This is a genomic window from Roseateles puraquae (assembly GCF_002205845.1).
Taxonomy (GTDB): domain Bacteria; phylum Pseudomonadota; class Gammaproteobacteria; order Burkholderiales; family Burkholderiaceae_C; genus Pelomonas; species Pelomonas puraquae.
Window position 1 is genome coordinate 1,154,264 of sequence record NZ_NISI01000001.1, and the last position, 19,879, is coordinate 1,174,142.

The 19,879-nt window shown below is 67.4% G+C and carries 17 protein-coding genes; 10 read left to right on the forward strand and 7 right to left on the reverse strand.

Annotated features, from left to right (window positions below):
• Window positions 1-134: 134 nt before the first annotated feature.
• The 5 genes from CDO81_RS05295 to CDO81_RS05315 all read left to right on the forward strand — a co-directional run bounded on the left by CDO81_RS05295 (window position 135) and on the right by CDO81_RS05315 (window position 4,529).
• Entirely contained in the window at window positions 135-458 is a 324-nt protein-coding gene (locus tag CDO81_RS05295) for a FliO/MopB family protein (RefSeq protein ID WP_088482063.1), read from the forward strand.
• A complete protein-coding gene (fliP, locus tag CDO81_RS05300) occupies window positions 448-1,191 on the forward strand; it encodes a flagellar type III secretion system pore protein FliP (protein ID WP_088482064.1) in 744 nt (247 codons plus the stop codon). Before CDO81_RS05295 ends, fliP begins: the two co-directional genes overlap by 11 nt.
• A 1-nt stretch (window position 1,192) precedes the next feature.
• The gene (gene fliQ / locus CDO81_RS05305) at window positions 1,193-1,462 is read left to right on the forward strand and encodes a flagellar biosynthesis protein FliQ (RefSeq protein ID WP_088482065.1); all 270 of its coding nucleotides are present in this window, start codon (window positions 1,193-1,195) and stop codon (window positions 1,460-1,462) included.
• Between the two features lie 634 nt (window positions 1,463-2,096).
• A complete protein-coding gene (gene fliR, locus CDO81_RS05310) occupies window positions 2,097-2,861 on the forward strand; it encodes a flagellar biosynthetic protein FliR (protein ID WP_088482066.1) in 765 nt (254 codons plus the stop codon).
• Between the two features lie 126 nt (window positions 2,862-2,987).
• Window positions 2,988-4,529: a methyl-accepting chemotaxis protein gene (locus CDO81_RS05315; RefSeq protein ID WP_088482067.1), complete on the forward strand. Its 1,542-nt coding sequence runs from the start codon at window positions 2,988-2,990 to the stop codon at window positions 4,527-4,529.
• Between the two features lie 6 nt (window positions 4,530-4,535).
• Here the strand turns inward: CDO81_RS05315 and CDO81_RS05320 are convergent, their stop codons facing one another.
• The 6 genes from CDO81_RS05320 to CDO81_RS05345 all read right to left on the reverse strand — a co-directional run bounded on the left by CDO81_RS05320 (window position 4,536) and on the right by CDO81_RS05345 (window position 10,928).
• Window positions 4,536-5,852: an ABC transporter permease gene (locus CDO81_RS05320; protein WP_088482068.1), complete on the reverse strand. Its 1,317-nt coding sequence runs from the start codon at window positions 5,850-5,852 to the stop codon at window positions 4,536-4,538.
• 1 nt (window position 5,853) lies between these two features.
• Window positions 5,854-7,023 (reverse strand): ABC transporter permease, encoded by a 1,170-nt coding sequence (locus CDO81_RS05325; RefSeq protein WP_088482069.1) that lies wholly within the window; start codon window positions 7,021-7,023, stop codon window positions 5,854-5,856.
• 10 nt (window positions 7,024-7,033) lie between these two features.
• On the reverse strand, window positions 7,034-7,735 hold the full coding sequence (locus CDO81_RS05330; protein WP_241516847.1) for an ABC transporter ATP-binding protein: 702 nt from the start codon (window positions 7,733-7,735) through the stop codon (window positions 7,034-7,036).
• A complete protein-coding gene (locus CDO81_RS05335; protein WP_206602065.1) occupies window positions 7,732-8,949 on the reverse strand; it encodes an efflux RND transporter periplasmic adaptor subunit in 1,218 nt (405 codons plus the stop codon). Before CDO81_RS05335 ends, CDO81_RS05330 begins: the two co-directional genes overlap by 4 nt.
• Window positions 8,950-9,126: 177 nt before the next feature.
• Window positions 9,127-9,774: a response regulator gene (locus CDO81_RS05340; protein ID WP_088482072.1), complete on the reverse strand. Its 648-nt coding sequence runs from the start codon at window positions 9,772-9,774 to the stop codon at window positions 9,127-9,129.
• The gene (locus tag CDO81_RS05345) at window positions 9,771-10,928 is read right to left on the reverse strand and encodes a hybrid sensor histidine kinase/response regulator (RefSeq protein WP_088482449.1); all 1,158 of its coding nucleotides are present in this window, start codon (window positions 10,926-10,928) and stop codon (window positions 9,771-9,773) included. The genes CDO81_RS05340 and CDO81_RS05345 overlap by 4 nt, the downstream gene beginning before the upstream one ends.
• A gap of 198 nt (window positions 10,929-11,126) precedes the next feature.
• Between CDO81_RS05345 and CDO81_RS05350 the strand changes: the two genes are divergently transcribed.
• The 5 genes from CDO81_RS05350 to CDO81_RS05370 all read left to right on the forward strand — a co-directional run bounded on the left by CDO81_RS05350 (window position 11,127) and on the right by CDO81_RS05370 (window position 17,091).
• Window positions 11,127-11,594 carry a hypothetical protein gene (locus CDO81_RS05350; protein ID WP_088482073.1) on the forward strand — a complete coding sequence of 156 codons (468 nt, stop codon included), beginning with the start codon at window positions 11,127-11,129 and terminating at the stop codon, window positions 11,592-11,594.
• A gap of 51 nt (window positions 11,595-11,645) precedes the next feature.
• Window positions 11,646-12,008, forward strand: a complete 363-nt coding sequence (locus CDO81_RS05355) for a response regulator (RefSeq protein ID WP_056199337.1) — start codon at window positions 11,646-11,648, stop codon at window positions 12,006-12,008.
• A gap of 28 nt (window positions 12,009-12,036) precedes the next feature.
• The gene (locus tag CDO81_RS05360) at window positions 12,037-14,184 is read left to right on the forward strand and encodes a chemotaxis protein CheA (RefSeq protein ID WP_088482074.1); all 2,148 of its coding nucleotides are present in this window, start codon (window positions 12,037-12,039) and stop codon (window positions 14,182-14,184) included.
• A 26-nt stretch (window positions 14,185-14,210) separates the two neighbouring features.
• A complete protein-coding gene (locus CDO81_RS05365; RefSeq protein ID WP_088482075.1) occupies window positions 14,211-14,735 on the forward strand; it encodes a chemotaxis protein CheW in 525 nt (174 codons plus the stop codon).
• 148 nt (window positions 14,736-14,883) lie between these two features.
• The gene (locus tag CDO81_RS05370) at window positions 14,884-17,091 is read left to right on the forward strand and encodes a methyl-accepting chemotaxis protein (RefSeq protein ID WP_088482076.1); all 2,208 of its coding nucleotides are present in this window, start codon (window positions 14,884-14,886) and stop codon (window positions 17,089-17,091) included.
• Window positions 17,092-17,157: 66 nt separating this feature from the next.
• On the opposite strand, the gene alaS is transcribed toward CDO81_RS05370, so the two are convergent.
• On the reverse strand, window positions 17,158-19,782 hold the full coding sequence (alaS, locus tag CDO81_RS05375; RefSeq protein ID WP_088482077.1) for an alanine--tRNA ligase: 2,625 nt from the start codon (window positions 19,780-19,782) through the stop codon (window positions 17,158-17,160).
• Between the last annotated feature and the right edge of the window lie 97 nt (window positions 19,783-19,879).

Here is a 19,879-nt window from a genome sequence, read left to right on the forward strand (position 1 = left end):
CGCCCCGGTGGCAAGGGTCTGACCCCTCTGTGTCTCTGTGCCTCTGTGGCACTTCCCGTTCCGCCGAATAGCCCCCTCATGCACCGCCTGTTGGCGGGTTCAGCACCTCAAGTCGCTCCGCAGAATGCCGAGGCATGAATGCTTCCGGCCTGCTCCCTTTCCTCTGGTTCCTCGGGATCGTCGCGCTGATCCCCGTGGCCTTGTGGCTGCTCAAGCGCACGCCCATGGGCGGCGCGGCCGCCGCCGGGGTGCTGCGCGTGGTGGCGCAGCTGCCCACCTCGCCCAGCCAGCGCCTGCTGGTGGTGGAGGTCGGCCAGGGTGAAGACCGCCGCTGGCTGGTGCTGGGCGCGACCGCCCAGAGCATCACGACCCTGCACACCTTGCCGCCCCAGGCCGAGCCGCCGGCCCCTGCGAGCTTTGCAAAGCTGCTGAACAAGGAGCGTGGCCATGCGGGCTAAGCACCTGATCGGGCTGACCCTGCTCGCTGCCGGCACCGCCATCGCGCAGACCCAGACGCAACCGGCCACGCTGCCGCTGCTGGTCGGCCAGGGGTCGGGCGGCAGCTACTCGGTCCCGATCCAGACGCTGCTGTTCTTCACAGCGCTGGGCTTCCTGCCCGCCGTCATCCTGATGATGACGGCCTTCACCCGCATCGCCATCGTGCTGAGCCTGATGCGCCAGGCCCTGGGCACGCAGGCGGCGCCGCCCAACCAGGTGATCGTGGGCCTGAGCCTGTTCCTGACCTTCTTCGTGATGAGTCCGACGCTGGACAAGGTCTACGCCGACGCCTGGCAGCCCTACAGCGCCGGCACCATCCAATTCGACGAGGCCTTGAAACGCGCGGAGGTGCCGATGCGCGGCTTCATGCTCAAGCAGACACGCCAGGCCGACGTCGCCCTCTTCTCGCGCCTGGCCAAGCTGGACGCAAGCATCAAGGCTGAGGACGTGCCCTTCAAGGTGCTGGTGCCGGCCTTCGTGACGAGCGAGCTCAAGAGCGCCTTCCAGATCGCCTTCCTGATCTTCATCCCCTTCCTGGTCATCGACATGATCGTGGCCAGCGTGCTGATGAGCCTCGGGATGATGATGCTGTCGCCCGTGCTCGTGGCCCTGCCCTTCAAGCTGATGCTGTTCGTGCTGGCAGACGGCTGGAACCTGCTGCTCGGCTCGCTGGCCGCTTCTTTTGTGACCTGACATGGACGCACAACAAGTCTTCACCCTGGGCCAGCAAGGCCTGTACATCCTGATGCTGGTCTCGGCGCCAGTGCTGATCGTCGTGCTGCTGGTGGGCGTGGTGATCAGCGTCATCCAGGCGGCCACGCAGATCAACGAGGCGACGCTGTCCTTCGTACCCAAGGTCATCGCCGCCGTGCTGACGCTCGCCGTCGCGGGGCCGTGGATGGTCACGCAACTGGTGGAGTACATCCAGCGGACCTTGCAGTCGATTCCGTCGGCGGTGGGGTGAGGCGTGCGCCGTGTCGATTGCGTTTGGCCAGAACCTTCAGAACTCGTTGCACCGTGCCGGGAATTCGCCCCGGCGGGCGAGTAACTTTTCTCTGCTGCGCCAGAGAAAAGTCACCAAAAGAGAGGCGCTGAACCGCAAGTCGCCTCTGGCCTGCGACGGACATCGCGCGAAAACGAACGCTCAGAGCCTTAGCCGAGGCGAGCCGCTGCGCTCTCGCTGCTGTCCCTGTCCAGAGACCGAGTCGTCCACCGCTTGTGCGGTCAACGTCGGCTGCACGCCGAACTCACGAGTTGAAGTCAAGCGCCGTCGACGGCGCGTCGTGGCGGTTGGTGCATTGATTGGTGAGCCCGGCGTGCAGCCGGCGTTAACCGGCGTGAAGGTGCGATGGATGGCGACCGTGACAGGGACAGCAGCGAGAGCGCAGCGGGTCGCTTATTCACAGTCCACGAGCGAGGGTTTTCGCGCGCGAGCCTTCCCAGCAGCCCGATGGTGTGCGGTTCAGCGCCTCTTCTTTGGTGACTTTCTTCTGGCGCGACAGAAGAAAGTTACTCGCCCGCCGGGGCGAATTCCCGGCACGGTGCACCGGGTCGAAAGGCTCATCGCAAAAGCAACCCCTTCATGAGTTGAGCCCCAGATGTTCACCGTCACCGAAGCCCAACTCCTCGCCTGGCTGAACCCACTCCTGTGGCCCTTCATCCGCACGCTGGCGCTCTTCGCCGGCATGCCGACCTTCAGCCAGCGCAACGTGCCGCTGCGCCTGCGCGTGGGCCTGGCGCTGTTCATCTCGGTCGCCGCCCAGCCGTCGCTGCCCGACATCCCGCCCACGCCGCTGGACTCGCTGCCCATGCTCACGCTGCTGATCGCCCAGCAGCTGCTGATCGGCCTGTCGATGGGCTTTGCGGTGCGCATCGTGTTCGCGGCGCTGGAGTTCGCCGGTGAAATCATCGGCCTGCAGATGGGCCTGAACTTCGCCGGCTTCTTCGACCCCGGCACGGGCGCCCAGGGCACGGCCAGCGCCCGCTTCTTCGGCAGCATGGTGGCCTTCCTGTTCATCGCGATCAACGGGCATCTGCTGCTGATCAATGCGCTGATCCAGAGCTTTCATGCCTTCCCCGTCGGTGGCGAACCGTTCGCCTTCCTGAGGGCCGCAGCGCCCCAGCAATGGGGCGCTGAAATCTTCAGCATCGGACTGTGGATCGCCCTGCCCCTGATCACGATGTTGATGTTCGTGAACCTGGTGCTGGGCGTGATTTCGCGCGTGGCGCCGCAGATCGGCGTGTTCTCGGTCGGCTTCCCGCTGACCGTCAGCGTCGGCCTGATCGGCATGGTCGCCACGCTGCCGCTGATGCAGACACCCTTCACGGTGGCGCTGGAGCGGCTGCTGGCCGTCTTCAGCTGAACTCACAGCCAGAACCCCCGCCACTCGAGCGGTCTTTCAAGCACTATTTAACACTTCCAGATTCTGTCAATACGATCTTTTTGATACAAATGATAATCTTCGAGCTCGTCGTTTGAAGGAAGTGTCATGTTGAGTCGACTCGGAATCTCGGCCCGTCTGGTGGCCATCGCCGGATTGATTGCGCTGGGCCTGGCCCTGATCGGGGTGTTGGCCTACCGAAAGCTCGACGACGTGGTCGACAAGGCGACCCATGCCGAGCACAACCGCGTGCCCCAACTGAACGACATCGCCCATGTGGAGCTCAACATCACGCGGGTCTCGCTGCAGCTGCGTCACGCCATGCTGTCGCGCACGCCGCAGGAGCGGCAGGCCTCTCTGGACGACATCGCCCTCAAGCGCCAGTTGATCGACAAGGCCATCGACGACTACGAGACGCGGCTCTACACCGACGAAGGACGCCGGCGCTTCGCCCCCGTGCGCGGGCTGCTGAAGAGCTTCTGGACGGTCGGTGAGGCCAATCTGGCGCTGATCGTGGCCGGTCAGCGGGAGGAGGCCTTCGACTATCTCGTCAGCAAGACCATCCCGGCACGTAATGCGCTGCTGGCGGTCCTCGACGACACGGTCAGCTACCAGACCACCGGCTTGTCGGCCGACATCGACGGCATCGAGACCTCGGTCCACACCACCCTGCGCCTGCTGCTGGCCAGCTTCCTGGCCCTGGCCCTCACGCTGTTCGTGTTTGCCGGCTGGCTGCGCCACACGCTTCAGCGCCGCGTGAGCACGGCGCTGGCCGTGGCCGAGCGCGTGCGCAACGGCGACCTCACCACACCTGTCCTTGACAACGCCCGAGACGAGATGAGCCCCCTGCTCGCCGCCCTGCAGGCCATGCAGACGGGCCTTGCCCGTGTGGTCTCCAGCGTCCGCCAAGGCGCCGACAGCGTCGTGCTGGCGAGCACCGAGATGGCTCAGGGCAACCTGGACCTGTCGTCCCGTACGGAGCGCCAGGCCAGCACGCTGCAGCAAACGGCGGCGACCATGGAGGAGCTCGGCTCCACGGTTGACCTCAATGCACAGTCGAGCAGCGAGGCCAGCCGCGTGTCGGTCGAGGCCGCGCAAGTCGCAGCCCAGGGCGGGGCCTTGATGCAGGACCTGGTGGCGACGATGGGCGCCATCTCCGAGGCGTCGGAACGCATCGGCAACATCACCAACGTCATCGACACGATTGCCTTCCAGACCAACATCCTGGCGCTGAACGCCGCCGTCGAAGCCGCACGTGCCGGCGATCACGGACGCGGCTTTGCGGTGGTCGCGGGCGAGGTGCGTTCGCTGGCCAGCCGCAGCGCCGAGGCGGCGCGCGAGATCAAGTCGCTCATCGGCACGAGCCTGTTCAGGGTCGAGTCGGGTGCCCGCCTGGTGTCGACCACGGGCGAGACGATGCAGGACATCGTGCGCACCATCGGCCGGGTGAACGACATCGTGCGCGAGGTCAGCCAGGCCAGCCAGTCGCAGAGCCGAGCGGTGGGCCAGATGAACGAGGCCATCGGCGAGATCGATCGCGCGACGCAGCAGAACGCCGCCCTGGTGGAGCAGTCGGCCGCCGCTGCGGACACGATGCGAAAACAGGCCGAGCAACTGGCCTCGGCCGTGTCCGCCTTCCGGCTGGCTTGAGCGCGCTCAGGCTTCGCGCAACGCCGTCGTCACTGGCAGCGAAGCCGCCCGCGCGGCCGGGAACAGCCCGCCGACGAAGCCGATGGCCAGCGCCCACTTGACGCCCTCCCACAGCAGGCCGGGTGAGACTGCGAGGCTGAAGCTCAGCTTGCCGACGGAGCCCGCCGACATGGTCGACGCCTCAAAGCCGTTGAACAGCAGCCAGGCGATGAAGCCACCGATCAGGCCGCCCGCCAGGGCCAGCAACGTGGTTTCCAGCATCACGGCGACGACCACTGGCAGGCCGCGAAAACCGATGGCGCGCAAGGTGGCGATCTCCCGGGCGCGCGCTGCGACGGCCGCGAACATGGTGTTGAGCGCGCCGAACACCGCGCCCACGGCCATGATGGCGCCGACCGTGATGCCGATGATGCGCAGCACCTGCGTCATGCGCTCTGACTGCTTGGCGAAGAACGCCAGCGTGGTGCTGGCCTTGACCTTGAGCTGCGGGTTGGCTTCCAGCGACGCACTGAAGGCCTGGATGGCCGCGGGGTTCTCGAGCTTGACGGTGGCGGAGTTGCGACCGCTGCCGCGCCGGTAGGTGTCGGCCAGCACATTGGCATCGGCCCAGAGCTCGGACTCCATCGCATCGCCCGACGCGAAGACGCCGACCACCGTCCAGGGTTGGTTGCCGAGCTTGAGCGTGGCGCCGACCGCCATGCCCTCGAACTGCCGCACCACGCCCTTGCCGACGACGATCTCGCGCAGGCCGGGCTGGAAGCGTCGGCCCTGGATGATCTTCACGTTGGGCCGCACCGTGAAAGCTGCGTCGCCCACGCCCCGCACCTGCGCGCTGCCCTCGTCATGCGTCTTGCTGCCCTTGACCGGCAGGTTGGCCGCCGCCACCAGTTCGGCCGAGACGATGGGTTTGCCTTCGGCGTCGCGAGCAATGCCGGGCGCCTGCTCGATCTGCACCACGTCCTCCCGGCTCAGCGAAGACGACACCTCGTTGGCCGAGGCGCCGCGCATCACGATGGCCGTGTCCAGCGAGCCGGAGTTGCGCAGTGTCTGCGCATAGCCCTCCGCCATGGCCAGCAGGGCCACCAGCACGCCCACCACCCCCGCGATGCCCACCACGATCACCGCGGAAGAGCCGAGCCGCTGCGTCAGCGTGCTCAGGCCCACCGAGGCCACCGAGCGCGCCTGCATGCCGCTGCGAAACAGGAACATCCAGGCAACGAACACCACCACCGCCGCCACCGCCCCCTGCCAGGGCAGCATGACCCAGGCCCCGAGCACGAGCAGGGTCAGCAGTACGAGACCCAGGTTCTTCAGGAACTTCATCTCAAGCCCTCCCGGCCAGTGCATCAGTGATGTTCACGCGCATCGCGCGCAACGCCGGCAAGGCGCCGACCGCCAACCCGAACAGCAGCGCCAGACCGACGCCGATCGCCCAGCTCGTCGCGCCCGCGGCGGGCAGGTTGAGGGCGCCCCCGCTGCCAGCACTCACCGCCGGCCCGACGACACTGGCCAGCGCCAGGCCGATGGACCCGCCGATCAGCAACAGCAGCATCGACTCGGCCAGCACCATGGCCAGCACGCTGCCGCCAGGGAAACCCAGCGTCTTGAGCACCGCGATCTCGCCGGTGCGCTCGCGCACCGCCTGCATCATGGTGTTGCCGGCCAGCAGCAGCAGCGTGAAGAACACCGCGCCCATGATGGACGTGACGATGAGATTGATGTCGGCCACCTGCTTCATCCAGCTGCTCATCGCCGCCTGCTCGGTGAGGGTACGGGTCTCGTGGTCGGAGTTGGCCGAGATCTCGTCGATGGCCTTGAGCACGCGGTCCGCCTGGTTCACATCCTTGACCCGCGTGACATACCAGCCGACCTGGCCCTGATTCCAGGGCGTGGTGTCGTCGAAGTACTTCCAGTTCAGCAGGAAGGTCTGGTCCCACCAGCCGCCGGTCTTCTTGTCGGCCACGTGGATGATGCCGACGATCTTGAACGGCCAGTTCTGGCTGCCGTTCTTGTCAGGGAAGATGGTGGACTGCATCGGCACCTGGTCGCCCACCTTCCAGCCGAACTTGCGGGCCAGCGCTTCGCCGATGAGGGCGCCGTCCTTGGTCTCGGCGAAGGCCTTGCGGTGCTCCGCCGAGACTTCCATCTCGGGGTAGATGTCCAGGTAATTGGGCGCGACGGCAAAGCTGAAGACCTGGTTCTCGGGCTTCTGGTAAGCCCCGCCGAACCAGTTGGCGAAGGTCACGTCCTTCACGCCATCGATCTGCGAGATGCGCGCGCCGAGTGACATCGGCAGCAACTGGATGAAGCTGAGCTTGGCGCCGGTCTGCAGGCGCTGGGCACCGTTGGCGCTCTGGCCGGCCTGATCAAAGCCCACGCGCACGGCATCCAGCAGGCCGAACAGCAGGAAGGCCGTGATGATGGACACCAGGGTGAGAAAGGTCCGCAGCTTGCGCCGGAACAGTGCGGCCCAGATGAGGTGGAGGTATTTCATGGCCTCTCCTTCAGGCCGCCATCGCTTCGGCTTCCGTCACCAGCGTGCCCTTGTCCAGGTGCAGCGTGCGGCTGGCGCGCGCGGCGGCCCGCGGGTCGTGGGTGACCATCACGATGGTCTTGCCATGCTCGCGGTTGAGGGCCTGCAGCAGGGTCAGCACGTCTTCGGCAGACTGGCGGTCGAGGTCGCCGGTGGGCTCGTCACAGACCAGCAGCGTGGGGTCGGACACGATGGCCCGCGCGATCGACACACGCTGCTGCTGGCCGCCCGACAGCTCGGTGGGTTTGTGCGAGGCCCGGTCGGCCAAGCCGACGAGCTGCAGCGCGATCGCCGCGCGCTTCCTGCGCTCCGCGGCCGAGAGCTTGGTCAGCAGCAGCGGCAGCTCGACATTCTTCTGCGCCGACAGCGTGGGCATCAGGTTGTAGAACTGGAACACGAAGCCCACGCGCGACGCCCGCCACTTGGCCAGCGCGGCGCCGGAGAGCTGGTCGATGCGCTCGCCGCCGACGTTGATCGAGCCGCCGGTGGGCGTGTCCAGGCCGCCGATCAGGTTGAGCAGCGTGGTCTTGCCCGAGCCCGAAGGGCCCATCAGCGCGAGGAAGTCTCCCTGCTGGACGTCCAGCTGGATGCTGTGCAGCACCTCCACCGTCTGCTTGCCGCGGGTGTAGGCCTTGGAGAGGTCGCGGATCTCGATCAATGCGCTCATGCTCATTCCTTGTTGGCAACGGTGGAACCGGCTTTCAGCTCGGGCGGCGGAGAAACCACAACGGTCTCGCCGGCCTTGAGGCCGTCGGTGGCGAGGCGGAACTTGCCCACGTCACCGCCCAGCTTGATGGCGCGCCGCTCGGCGCGGTTGTCCTGCACGACGAAGACGGCCGGGCCGCCCTCGCGGTCAACGACGGCTTCGGGCGGCACCAGCACCCCGGGCACCGGCTTCGCCGCGGCCTGGGGTTTGGTGGCCAGGAAGCTCACGCGCACGCCCATGTCGGGCACGAGGCGGTCATCCTTCTGCTCCAGCGCCACCCGCACCTTGACCGTGGCCTTGCCACGGTCGGCGCTCGGGATGACGGCCACCACGTGCGCGGGGATCTTCCAGTCGGGGTAGGCGTCGAGCACCGCCTCGCAGGGCATGTCGGGCTTGACCTGGGCGATGTAGGCCTCATTGACGTCGACATTCACCTCCAACGAGTCCATGTCGACGATGGTGCCCACGCCGGTGCGGGTGAAGCCGCCCCCCGCGGACAGCGGCGAGATGATCTCGCCCACCTGGGCTGCCCGCGCGGTGACGACGCCGTCGAAAGGCGCGCGCACGGTGGCGTAGTCGAAGTTCACACGCGCCTGGCGCGCCTGGGCCTGGGCAGCCTCGATCTGGCGCTGCGCGGCCTCGATCTGTGCCGACACTGTCTTGACCGCTGTGGCCGACTGCTCGCGGGACTGGCGCGTGGTCATGCCGCTGGCCGCGAGTTCGGCCTGGCGGCGCTCGTCGGCCTGGGCCTGGGCCAGCTGGGCCCGCAGCTGCCCGAGGTTGGCTTCCGCGGTGCGCACCTGGGCCTCGGCGGCGGCGAGGCCCGCCTTCAGTCCGGTGTCGTCCAGCCGCGCGAGCACCTGGCCCTTCTTGACCTTGAAACCTTCGTCGATGAGCACCTCGGTCAGCGTGCCGGTCATCTGGGCCGACACGGTCGCCATGCGACGCGCGGTGACGTAGCCCGTGGCCTGCAGCACGGCGCCTGCGGCGGGCCCCTGGCCATTGGCGCGCACGGTGGCGGTCTGCACCGCGACCGGCTTGTTGCCGGTGATCCACCACCAGGCCGCACCACCCGCCAACGCCAGCACGGCAGCACCCGCCACCACGCCCCACAGCCAAGTGGGGGCGCCGCCGCCACGTTCCTCACGCTGCGCGCCGTCGATGCGCAGTTCCTTCAGCAATCCGGTATCGATGACGCACTCCCTGGAGTTGTTGCCAGTGGGAAAGTGCGACGGATTTTGCACAGATAGCGCTATCAGTCGACCCGGGTTTCGACGAACGGCGGCCCGCGAGGCTGAATCGACAGCCACCCGGGATGAACGGCGGTCAGGCGCCGGGCCGTGCGCGCTGACGCGGCGTCAGCTCTCGACCAGCCCGTTGCGGATGGCGTAGACGGTGAGCTCGGAGTTGTTGGTCAGGCCGAGCTTTTCGAGCACCCGAGCCCGGTAGACGCTGACCGTCTTGGGGCTGAGCATCAGCTCTTCGGCGATGTCGGACAGGCGCTTGCCCGAGGCGATCATGACCAGGGTCTGCAGCTCGCGGTCCGACAGCTTGTGGTGGGCCTGTTCGGTGACGGGCGCGGTGAGGCTCTCGACCAGCATCTGGGCGATCTCGGGCGTCACGTACTTGCGCCCCTGGGCCACGGTACGCACCGCCTGCACCAGCGAGGCCGGGTCGCCGCCCTTGTTGACGTAGCCGTAGGCGCCGGCGCGCAGCGCGCGGATGGCGTATTGGTCTTCCGGGTACATCGACACGATGAGGGTGCGCACCGGGTTGCCCTCTTCCTTGAGCACGTGCAGCACATCCAGGCCCGAGCGGCCGGGCATGTTGATGTCGAGCACCAGCACGTCGCAGGGGTTGTCGCGCCCGAGGGTGTGCAGCAGCCCGCGCAGCTCGGTGTAGTCGCCGGCTTCGCCGACGACCTCGATGTCCTGGGCATCGGCCAGGGTGTCGCGGATGCCGCGGCGGATGAGGCCATGGTCGTCGCAAAGAATGACCCGGATCACACGCGCCCCCAGATGGACGTCGCGTCGTCCTTGCCGAAGTCGGTGGCGTCGTCGAGGGCGTCGATGGCGTCCTGCGCCAGCGGCACGGTCAGGATGAGGCTGGTGCCACCGCCCGGCGGGCTGGAGAGGTCCACCCAGCCGCCCACCGTTGCGGCACGTTCATGCAGGCCGCGGATGCCGAAGGAGCGCTCCTTGGCCAGATCGTCCGGGCCCATGCCGCGGCCGTTGTCGCGGATCTCCAGCGTCAGCACGCCCGAGTCCAGGCTGAGCTCCACGTCCACGCGGGTGGCCAGCGCATGCTTGGAGACGTTCGTCAACGCCTCCTGCGCCGTGCGGTAGGCCACCAGCGGCACGCCGGGCGGCAGGGCCAGGCGCTCATCGCCCACCCGCAGGCCGGCTTCGATGCCCGTGCGGCGCTCGAAACGGGCCGTCATCCATTGCAGCGCGGCCACCAGGCCCTGCTCCAGGATGGCGGGGCGCAGGTTGTGCATGATGCGCTGGCTGGCGTCGATGGCGGCGTTGACGGTCTCCAGGGCCGCGGCCACGCGCTGGCGCACCTCGGGCTCTTGCGCATGGCGGTCAATCCAGGCGAGGTCGAACTTGACGGCGGTGAGCGAGCCGCCAACGTCGTCATGGATCTCGCGGGCGATGGCGGCACGCTCCAGCTCCACGCTGGTCTGCAGGTGGCCGGCCAGCTCGTGCAGGCGCTGCTTGGACTTGATCAGCTCCTGATCCGCCGCCCGGCGGGCGCGCTCGTTCTCCGCTGCGTCGATGGCATGCAGCAGGGCCGGCGCCAGGCGGTTGAGATTGTTCTTGAGCAAATAGTCAGAGGCGCCGTTGCGCATCGCGGCCACCGCGGTGTCTTCACCGATCTCGCCTGAGACCAGGATGAAGGGCACGTTCAGCTGGCGCGTCTTCAGGGCCTCCAGCACATCCAGGCCCGAATAGCCCGGCAGGTTGTAGTCGGAAATGATCGCGTCCCAGGGCTGGCTCAGGGCTTCCAGCACCGCCGGCAGGGCATCCCGCCGCTCGACCTGCACCTTCAGGCCGGCGCGCAGCAGCTGGGCAAGGATGAGTTGGTGGTCGAGTTCGGCATCCTCGACATGCAGTACCCGCAGGACCCGCGGGGCCTGCTCCGGACCAGGAATCGTCATGGGGCCGGAGTATGCCGCGCCCGCCATCCCGTGGCCGGCGCCCCACGCAACGCGGTTCAGACCGGTAATACCGCGCGTTCTCTACGCATCTCCCGGTCGACACCCCCCGAAAAAGGGGTGAACATGCCATCATGCAGTTGCCCTGAGGGAAACCCCAGGGCTTTGGGACAAGAAGCAGCATCCCCTCGCGGAGACACGATGCAGACAGACACTTCCACCGCCGCCGAATTCGATGGAGCCGTGGCCGCCATGCCGCTGCTGGCGGCTGCGGAACTCCAGGATCACCTGATGACGGTGACCAACGACCTCGAGCGACTGCAGCGCCTGCTGGACGACGCGGGTGAAGCGCTGTCCACACACTTCTACAGCGCGTCCAACCAGACCATGGCCCTGCTGAGCAACAGTGATGGCAGCGCCGCGTCGGACGGCCTGAAGCAGATCATGCAGGACATCGCCGGCGCCATCACCGCGCTGCAGTTCCAGGACATGGCCACCCAGCTCATCGCCCACACCAGCCAGCGCCTGCGCAACTGCGCCGACCAACTGGCCCGCGACACCTTCGGCATGGACGACGAAGACGGCGCGGCCGTCGTCGAGATCGCGCCGCTGCGCCCCAACCCGGTCACACAAGACGAGATGGACGCCGGTTCCATCGAGCTTTTCTGATTTCCAGTTCACTAAGCCCCCAGGCAACACGTTCTCTCGGAGAAAACACAAATGCACTCAATCCTCGCTGTCGACGACTCGGCCTCGATGCGCCAGATGGTGGCCTTCACGCTCAAGAACGCCGGGTTCAACGTGGTGGAAGCAGTGGACGGGCAGGACGCCTGGGAAAAGTCCGGCCAGCGCGATTTCGACCTGGTGCTGACCGACCAGAACATGCCCCGCATGGACGGCATCAGCCTGACCAAGAAGCTGCGCGAGAACCCGAAGTTCAAGACCACGCCCATCCTGATCCTGACCACCGAGTCCAGCGACGCGATGAAGCAAGCCGGCCGCGCCGCGGGCGCCACGGGCTGGCTGGTGAAGCCCTTCGACCCGGCCAAGCTGATCGAAGTGATCGGCAAGGTCATCCGCTGAAGCCGGTTCCGGACACGGGAGCACCGCCATGGGTGACATGACCACCGAAGGCGCCAGCATCAGTGCTGGCATCGATCTCAGCCAGTTCTACCAGGTCTTCTTCGAGGAAGCTGGCGAGAACCTCGACAACATGGAGCAGCTGCTGCTGAACCTGAATGTTGACGAGGCTGACGACGAAGAACTGAACGCCATCTTCCGCTGCGCCCACTCCATCAAGGGGGGCGCGGCGACCTTTGGTTTCAGCGACGTCGCCGAGCTGACGCACCAGATGGAGACGCTGCTGGACAAGCTGCGCCGCCATGAGCTTCAGCCGACCGCCCCGATGGTGGACGTGCTGCTGCAGTCGGGCGATGCCCTGCGCGCCCAGCTGGGCCGCCACCAGGGTTCGGGCGCCGACCCGGTCGACACGACCGATCTGCTGTTCAACATCAAGAGCTTCGTCGAAGGCGGCGCGCCCGCGCCGGCCGCTGCTGCACCGAAGGCCGCGCCGGCCGCACCGGCTGCGGCGCCGGCGGCAGCCCCCGCCGCACCCGCACCGGCCACCGGCCCGGGCACCCGCCTGCTGGAGCTGCAGGTCGGCCCGCTGAACGACCCCGCGCTGGCCGACAACCTCGTCGAGCTGTTCAAGGAAATCACGGACCTCGGCACCATCGAGCCGCTGGACGCCGGCCAGAGCTCCGACGGCATGCGCCGCTTCAAGGTGCTGACCAGCTCCACCGACAACGACCTGCTGGACCTGTTCACCTTCCACGTCGCGCGCGAGCAGGTCAAGCTCACGCCGCTGGGTCCGGGCTTCGGCTTCTATGAAGGCGCCCCCGGCGCGCCGCCGGCCGAGGCGCCGTCGACCGACCCCGGCTACGGCTTCTTCGACGACGCTCCCGGCACGCCCGAAGGTGCTGCCGCCGCGGCAGCGCCGGCCCCTGCCGCCGAGGTCAAGCCGACCGCGGCCATCGTGCCGACCCGCCCCGCCACCCCCGCCAAGACCGATGCCAAACCAGCCGGCGGCGGCCTGGACCAGACCACGCTGCGCGTGTCCATCGAGAAGGTGGACCAGCTCATCAACCTGGTGGGCGAGCTCGTGATCACGCAGGCCATGCTGGCCCAGAACAGCCGTGATGTGGACCCAGCGATCTACCAGCAGCTGACCTCCGGCCTGGCGGACCTGGAGCGCAACACCCGCGACCTGCAAGAGTCGGTGATGTCGATCCGGATGATTCCGATGTCGACGGTGTTCAACCGCTTCCCGCGCATGCTGCGCGATCTGGCCGCCAAGCTCGGCAAGAAGGTCGAGCTGGTCACGCAGGGTGAAGCCACCGAGCTGGACAAGAGCCTGGTCGAGAAGATCACCGACCCGCTGACCCACCTGGTGCGCAACAGCTGCGACCACGGCATCGAGATGCCGGCCGACCGCCTCGCCAAGGGCAAGCCTGAACAAGGCACCATCACCCTGGTGGCCTCTCACCAGGGCGGCAGCATCGTGATCGAAGTGCGTGACGACGGCCGCGGCCTGAACCGCGAGAAGCTGATCAAGAAAGCCCGCGAAAAGGGCATCGACGCGCCGGACACCATGACCGACGCCGAGTGCTGGAACCTGATCTTCGCGCCGGGCTTCTCCACCGCCGAGCAGGTGACGGACGTCTCCGGCCGCGGTGTGGGCATGGACGTGGTCAAGAAGAACATCACGTCGCTCGGCGGCACGGTCGAGATCGACTCGGCCGAGGGCTACGGCATGAAGGTGTCCGTGCGCCTGCCGCTGACGCTGGCCATCATGGACGGCATGAGCGTGGGTGTGGGCGACGAGTGCTACATCCTGCCGCTGTCCAGCGTGGTGGAGTCCTTCCAGGTGCAGGCCGACACCATCAAGACCGTCGCCGGCTCCGGCCGCGTGGTGGAGGTGCGTGACGAGTACATGCCGGTCATCGAACTCGAGAAGGTGTTCGACGTGCCGCGCTTCGACTTCGAGCATGTCAGCTCGATCATGGTCGTCGTGGAAGCCGAAGGCGGCCGCGTCGCGCTGCTGGTGGACGAACTGCTCGGCCAGCAACAGGTGGTGGTGAAGAACCTCGAGGCCAACTACCGCAAGGTCAATGACGTGTCGGGCGCCACCATCATGGGTGACGGCCGTGTCGCTCTCATCCTGGACGTCGGCAGCCTCGTGCGCCGCTCGCGCCACTAACTCAATCACAACAAGGAGAGGTCTTCATGGAAGCCAGCAACGTCCCCGCCCTGCGCCAGCAAGGCGCCGTCACTGCCAAATCCCATGGCCCGGCCAGTGGCGAGTACCTCACCTTCCGCCTCGGTTCCGAGGAATACGGCATCGACATCCTGAAGGTGCAGGAGATCCGCTCCTACGAGCAGCCCACCCGCATCGCCAACGCGCCCGAGTTCATCAAGGGCGTGGTCAACCTGCGCGGCGTCATCGTCCCCATCGTCGACCTGCGCCTGAAGCTCGGATGCCCCACCGCCGAGTACAACAGCTTCACGGTCGTCATCGTGCTGAACGTGAAGAACCGCGTGGTGGGTGCGGTCGTCGACTCGGTGTCGGACGTGCTCGAACTCAACCGCGACGCCATCCGCCCTGCGCCCGAGCTGAGCTCGGCCTCGGTGGACACCAGCTTCATCACCGGCATCGGCGCGGTGGGTGAGCGCATGCTGATCCTGATGGACATCGAGGGGCTGATGAGCAGCGCCGACATGGGCCTGATGGACGCGGCCATCGCCGCCTGAGCCTGCGGCCTGAGCCAGGCCCACATCGGAGACACGTAAGACTCGCTGCCCGGCACGCTGGCGCAGCGAGTGACCAGCGACCGTTCAGCCCACGCCAAGAGGGGCAACTGGCCGCCGATTGCCCATTCCCGGAATTCAGGAGGTGTGAATGAGCCAACCCGTCAACTCCATCGCACGACAGGTGTCCATCAGCGGCGCGACCGCGGTGGCCATCGTGCTCCTCGTGGTCGCCGTCGTCGTCGGCAGTCTGCTCAAACGTTCATCCAATGAGCAGGTCCAGACCTGGGTGAACGACAAGGTCAGTTCGCTGGTCGACACCATGCAGGCCATGGACGAAGTCGCCGCGAAGCAGACCCAACGCAGCTTCGGTTCCTTCCGCCAGGAGTTCGGCCCCAGCTTCACGCTGGACGAGGCCACGGGCGACTTGCGCGACTGGGGCCCCAAGCTCAACGGCAACTTCACCCAGGTCGACAAGTTCTCCAACGTCAACGGGGGCGTGGCGACCGTCTTCGCGGCCAAGGGCGAGGACTTCGTCCGCATCACCACCTCGCTGAAGAACGAGAAGGGTGAGCGTGCCATGGGCACGATGCTTGACCGCCAGGGCGCGCCGTACGCGGCCATCAAGGCGGGCAAGTCCTTCACCGGCCGCGCGATGTTGTTCGGGCGCGCGTACATGACGCATTACGAGCCGATCAAGAATGACGCCGGCAACATCGTCGGCATCCTGTTCGTCGGCTACGACCTCGACGCCTTCGAGAAGGCCATGGACCGCATGGCGGACAGCGCCCGCTTCTTCGAACACGGCGGCACCTACATCGTCTACACGCCCAAGGACCCGACCAAGGCCGTCTTCGTGGCCCACCCCACGGCCAAGGGCAAGCTGGTGTCGGCGGTGGCGCCGGGCTTCGAGAAAGTGCTGGCGGAGCAGAAGGAAGACAGCTTCGTGCTGGACGACGCCACGGACGTGCTCGGCAATGGCCGCAGCGACAACTTCATCGTGGCGCACCGCAGCGCCAAGACCGGCCACTGGGTGATCGCCCAGGTGTCCCATGGCGAGGCCCAGGCCGCTGGCCGCAAGACGCTGTGGTTCTTCGCCGGCGCCCTGGCGCTGACGGCCCTGGGCCTGGGCTTTGGCCTGTTCTGGATGATGCGCCGCTGGGTGGCCCAGCCGCTGGCCGCGCTGCAGCGCGCGGTGGGCGCCATCGCCGAAGGCGACCTGAGCCAGTCGGTGAACAGCACCCGCAACGACGAGATCGGCTCGCTGATCCAGGACACCGAGCGCATGCGCCAGCGCCTGGCCAGCACCATCGGCACGGTGCGCCATTCAGTGGACAGCATCGGCACCGCCAGCAACGAGATCGCGACCGGCAACCTCGACCTCAGCCAGCGGACGGAGCAGACCGCCAGCAACCTGCAGAACGCCGCCTCCTCGATGAGCGAACTGACCGGCACCGTGCGCCAGACGGCTGAATCGGCCCGCACCGCCAACCAGCTGGTGCAGTCGGCCGTGTCGGCGGCCACGCGGGGCGGTGAAGTGGTCGGCCAGGTCGTGACGACCATGGACGAGATCAACACCGCCAGCAAGAAGATCGCCGACATCATCGGCACCATCGACGGCATCGCCTTCCAGACCAACATCCTGGCCTTGAACGCGGCCGTGGAAGCGGCTCGCGCTGGCGAGCAGGGCCGCGGCTTTGCCGTGGTGGCGGGCGAGGTGCGCTCGCTGGCCGGCCGCAGCGCCGAGGCGGCCAAGGAGATCAAGAGCCTGATCGGCAACAGCGTGGAGCGCGTGGAGAACGGCGCGCGCCTCGTGCAGACCGCGGGCAGCACCATGGGCGAGATCGTCACCAGTGTTCAGCGCGTGCAGGACATCATTGGAGAGATCGCGTCGGCGGCCACTGAGCAGAGCGAGGGCATCAACTCGGTCAACACGTCCGTCGTGCAGCTCGACCAGATGACGCAGCAGAACGCCGCGCTCGTGGAGGAGTCCGCCGCGGCGGCCGAGAGCCTGAAGGAGCAGGCGCATCGCCTGGTGGACGCTGTGTCGGTGTTCCGCGTGTCGAGCCAGGACGCCAGCGCACCGCGGGCCAGCCCGCCCCCGGCGGCCACGCCGGCCCCTGTGGCCCACGCGCCGGCCGCCAAGACCTCTGCTGCCAAGCCCCCGGCTGTGAAGGCGCCAGCGACCAAGCCAACGGCAGCGCCTGCCAAGCCGGCAACAGCGCCCAAGGCTGCGGCGTCCAAGGCTGGGGCACCCCGCCCTGCCCCGGCGGCCAAGCCGGTGTCGACGCCTGTTGCCCCTCCCAAGCCGGCGCCAGCACCGGCCACGGTGGACGACGGCGACTGGGAAACCTTCTGATCGCCCGCTGACAACAAAAAAGGCCCGCTGCTGCGGGCCTTTCTCATGGGCGGACACCCGGCCGGGTCAGACCCGCTCGGCCACCCAGCCGGCGACGCTCTGCAAGGCTGCCGCCACGCCGGCCGGCTGGGTTCCCCCCGCCATGGCCAGATCGGGCTTGCCGCCGCCCTTGCCGCCGACCTGCTGGGCGACGAAGTTGACCAGCTCGCCGGCCTTGACCTTGGCCGTGCTGTCAGCCGTCACACCGGCTGCCAGCTGGACCTTGTCGCCGTCGACCGCGGCCAGCACGATGGCGGCGGTCTTGAGCTTGTCCTTGAGCTTGTCCATGGTCTCGCGCAAGGTCTTCGCGTCGGCGCCTTCGAGCTTGGCAGCCAGCACCTTCAGGCCCTTCACGTCCACGGCCTGCGCCAGCAGCTCGTCGCCCTGGGCCGAGGCCAGCTTGCTCTTCGCGGCGGTCAGCTCCTTTTCGAGCTGGCGCACCTGCTCCAGCACCGCATGCAGGCGCTGGCCCAGCTCGTGCGGCGAGGTCTTGAGCGTCATCGCCGCGCCCTGCACCGTGGTCTCCAGCATCTGCAGATAGCTCAGCGCGTTGTCGCCCGTCACGGCCTCGACGCGGCGGATGCCGGCGGCCACGCCGCTCTCGGCCACGATCTTGAACAGGCCGATGTCGCCCGTCGCCTTCACGTGCGTGCCACCGCAGAGCTCCTTGGAGCTGCCGATGGACAGCACCCGCACGGTCTCACCGTACTTCTCGCCGAACAGCATCATGGCGCCCGACTTCTGCGCGTCGTCCAGCGCCATCACCTGCGCCTGGGCGCCCGCGTTCGCGAGGATCTCGGCATTCACGAGCGCCTCGACCTCGCGGATTTCTTCCGCGGTCATGGGCGCGTTGTGCGCGAAGTCGAAGCGGGTGCGCTCGGCGTTCACCAGCGAGCCCTTCTGCTGCACATGGGCGCCCAGCACTTCGCGCAGGGCCTTGTGCATCAGGTGGGTGGCGCTGTGGTTGCGCACGGTCTTGGCACGGCGCTCGGCGTCGACCTTGGCGGTGAACACGTCACCGACCTTGACCGTGCCTTCCACGACCTGGCCGTGGTGGCCGAAGACGTCGGCCTGGATCTTCAGCGTGTCGGCCACGACGACGCGCGTCGTGCCATTGCGCAGCTCGCCGGCATCGCCCACCTGGCCGCCGCTTTCCGCGTAGAACGGGGTGTGGTCGAGCACGATGACGGCGTCATCGCCGGCCTGGGCTTCGTTCACCGGGGCGCCGTCCACGTAGATGGCGGTGACCTTGGACGTCTCGCACACGAGGTGCTCATAGCCGTGGAAGGTGGTGGCCGCACCGCTGTAGGCCAGGCCCTGGGCCATCTTGAACTTGCCGGCCGCACGGGCGCGGGTCTTCTGCTCTTCCAGCAGTTCGTGGAAGCGGACTTCGTCCACGGTCACGCCGCGCTCGCGGCAGACGTCCGCGGTCAGGTCGACCGGGAAGCCGTAGGTGTCGTGCAGCTTGAAGGCCGTGTCGCCATCGACATTGCCCTTGGCCAGCGCGCCTTCGAGGATTTCCATGCCGGTGGCGATGGTCTGGAAGAAGCGCTCTTCCTCCTGCTTGAGCACGTCGGTGACGCGCTTTTCGGCCTGGCGCAGCTCGGGGTAGGCATCGCCCATCTCGGCGGCCAGCGCGGCGACGAGCTTGTGGAAGAACGGGGTGCGGGCGCCCAGCTTGTAGCCGTGGCGGATGGCGCGGCGGGCGATGCGGCGCAGCACGTAGCCGCGGCCGGCGTTGCCCGGGATGACGCCGTCGACCACCGTGAAGGAGCAGGCGCGGATGTGGTCGGCGATGACCTTGAGGCTCGGGCTGTCCTTGTCGCAGTCGCCGCCGCCGGCCGCTTCGTCCACCGCCTTCTTGGCCGCGGCCAGCAGGTTCACGAAGGTGTCGATCTCGTAGTTGCTGTGCACGTGCTGCAGCACCGCAGCCAGGCGCTCCAGGCCCATGCCGGTGTCCACCGACGGCTTGGGCAGCGGGTGCATCACGCCGTCTTCCGTGCGGTTGAACTGCATGAAGACGTTGTTCCAGATCTCGATGTAGCGGTCGCCGTCCTGCTCAGCCGAGCCCGGGGGGCCGCCGGCGACGTCGGGGCCGTGGTCGTAGAAGATCTCGGTGCAGGGGCCGCAGGGGCCGGTGTCGCCCATCATCCAGAAGTTGTCGGACATGTAGCGCGCGCCCTTGTTGTCGCCAATGCGCACGATGCGCTCGGCCGGCACGCCCACCGTCTTGTTCCAGATCTCGTAGGCCTCGTCGTCTTCCTCATAGACGGTGACCCACAGCTTCTCGGCCGGCAGCTTGAAGTGCTGGGTCAGCAGCTCCCAGGCGTAGCTGATCGCGTCCTTCTTGAAGTAGTCGCCGAAGCTGAAGTTGCCCAGCATCTCGAAGAAGGTGTGATGCCGCGCGGTATAGCCGACGTTGTCCAGGTCGTTGTGCTTGCCGCCCGCGCGGATGCACTTCTGGCTGGTGGTGGCGCGGGTGTAGGCGCGCTTGTCGAAGCCCAGGAACACGTCCTTGAACTGGTTCATGCCCGCGTTGGTGAACAGCAGCGTCGGGTCGTCGCCCGGCACCACGGGGCTGGAGGCGACGATCTGGTGGCCTTTCGACTCGAAGAACTTCAGAAAGGTCTGGCGGATCTCGGCGGCTTTCATCCCGGGGGTTCCTGGAAAAGGTCAGTGACAAAGAGGGCTGATTGTAGAGAGGGGGCTTTACCTGCCGACGGTAGAGTGAGGCCCAAGACCTTTGGAG

Coding starts and splice junctions, on each gene's coding strand:
- CDO81_RS05295 (WP_088482063.1), top strand. CDS start 135: ATGAATGCTTCCGGCCTGCTCCCTTTCCTCTGGTTCCTCGGGATCGTC.
- fliP (WP_088482064.1), top strand. CDS start 448: ATGCGGGCTAAGCACCTGATCGGGCTGACCCTGCTCGCTGCCGGCACC.
- fliQ (WP_088482065.1), top strand. CDS start 1,193: ATGGACGCACAACAAGTCTTCACCCTGGGCCAGCAAGGCCTGTACATC.
- fliR (WP_088482066.1), top strand. CDS start 2,097: ATGTTCACCGTCACCGAAGCCCAACTCCTCGCCTGGCTGAACCCACTC.
- CDO81_RS05315 (WP_088482067.1), top strand. CDS start 2,988: ATGTTGAGTCGACTCGGAATCTCGGCCCGTCTGGTGGCCATCGCCGGA.
- CDO81_RS05320 (WP_088482068.1), bottom strand. CDS start 5,852: ATGAAGTTCCTGAAGAACCTGGGTCTCGTACTGCTGACCCTGCTCGTG.
- CDO81_RS05325 (WP_088482069.1), bottom strand. CDS start 7,023: ATGAAATACCTCCACCTCATCTGGGCCGCACTGTTCCGGCGCAAGCTG.
- CDO81_RS05330 (WP_241516847.1), bottom strand. CDS start 7,735: ATGAGCATGAGCGCATTGATCGAGATCCGCGACCTCTCCAAGGCCTAC.
- CDO81_RS05345 (WP_088482449.1), bottom strand. CDS start 10,928: ATGACGATTCCTGGTCCGGAGCAGGCCCCGCGGGTCCTGCGGGTACTG.
- CDO81_RS05350 (WP_088482073.1), top strand. CDS start 11,127: ATGCAGACAGACACTTCCACCGCCGCCGAATTCGATGGAGCCGTGGCC.
- CDO81_RS05355 (WP_056199337.1), top strand. CDS start 11,646: ATGCACTCAATCCTCGCTGTCGACGACTCGGCCTCGATGCGCCAGATG.
- CDO81_RS05360 (WP_088482074.1), top strand. CDS start 12,037: ATGGGTGACATGACCACCGAAGGCGCCAGCATCAGTGCTGGCATCGAT.
- CDO81_RS05365 (WP_088482075.1), top strand. CDS start 14,211: ATGGAAGCCAGCAACGTCCCCGCCCTGCGCCAGCAAGGCGCCGTCACT.
- CDO81_RS05370 (WP_088482076.1), top strand. CDS start 14,884: ATGAGCCAACCCGTCAACTCCATCGCACGACAGGTGTCCATCAGCGGC.
- alaS (WP_088482077.1), bottom strand. CDS start 19,782: ATGAAAGCCGCCGAGATCCGCCAGACCTTTCTGAAGTTCTTCGAGTCG.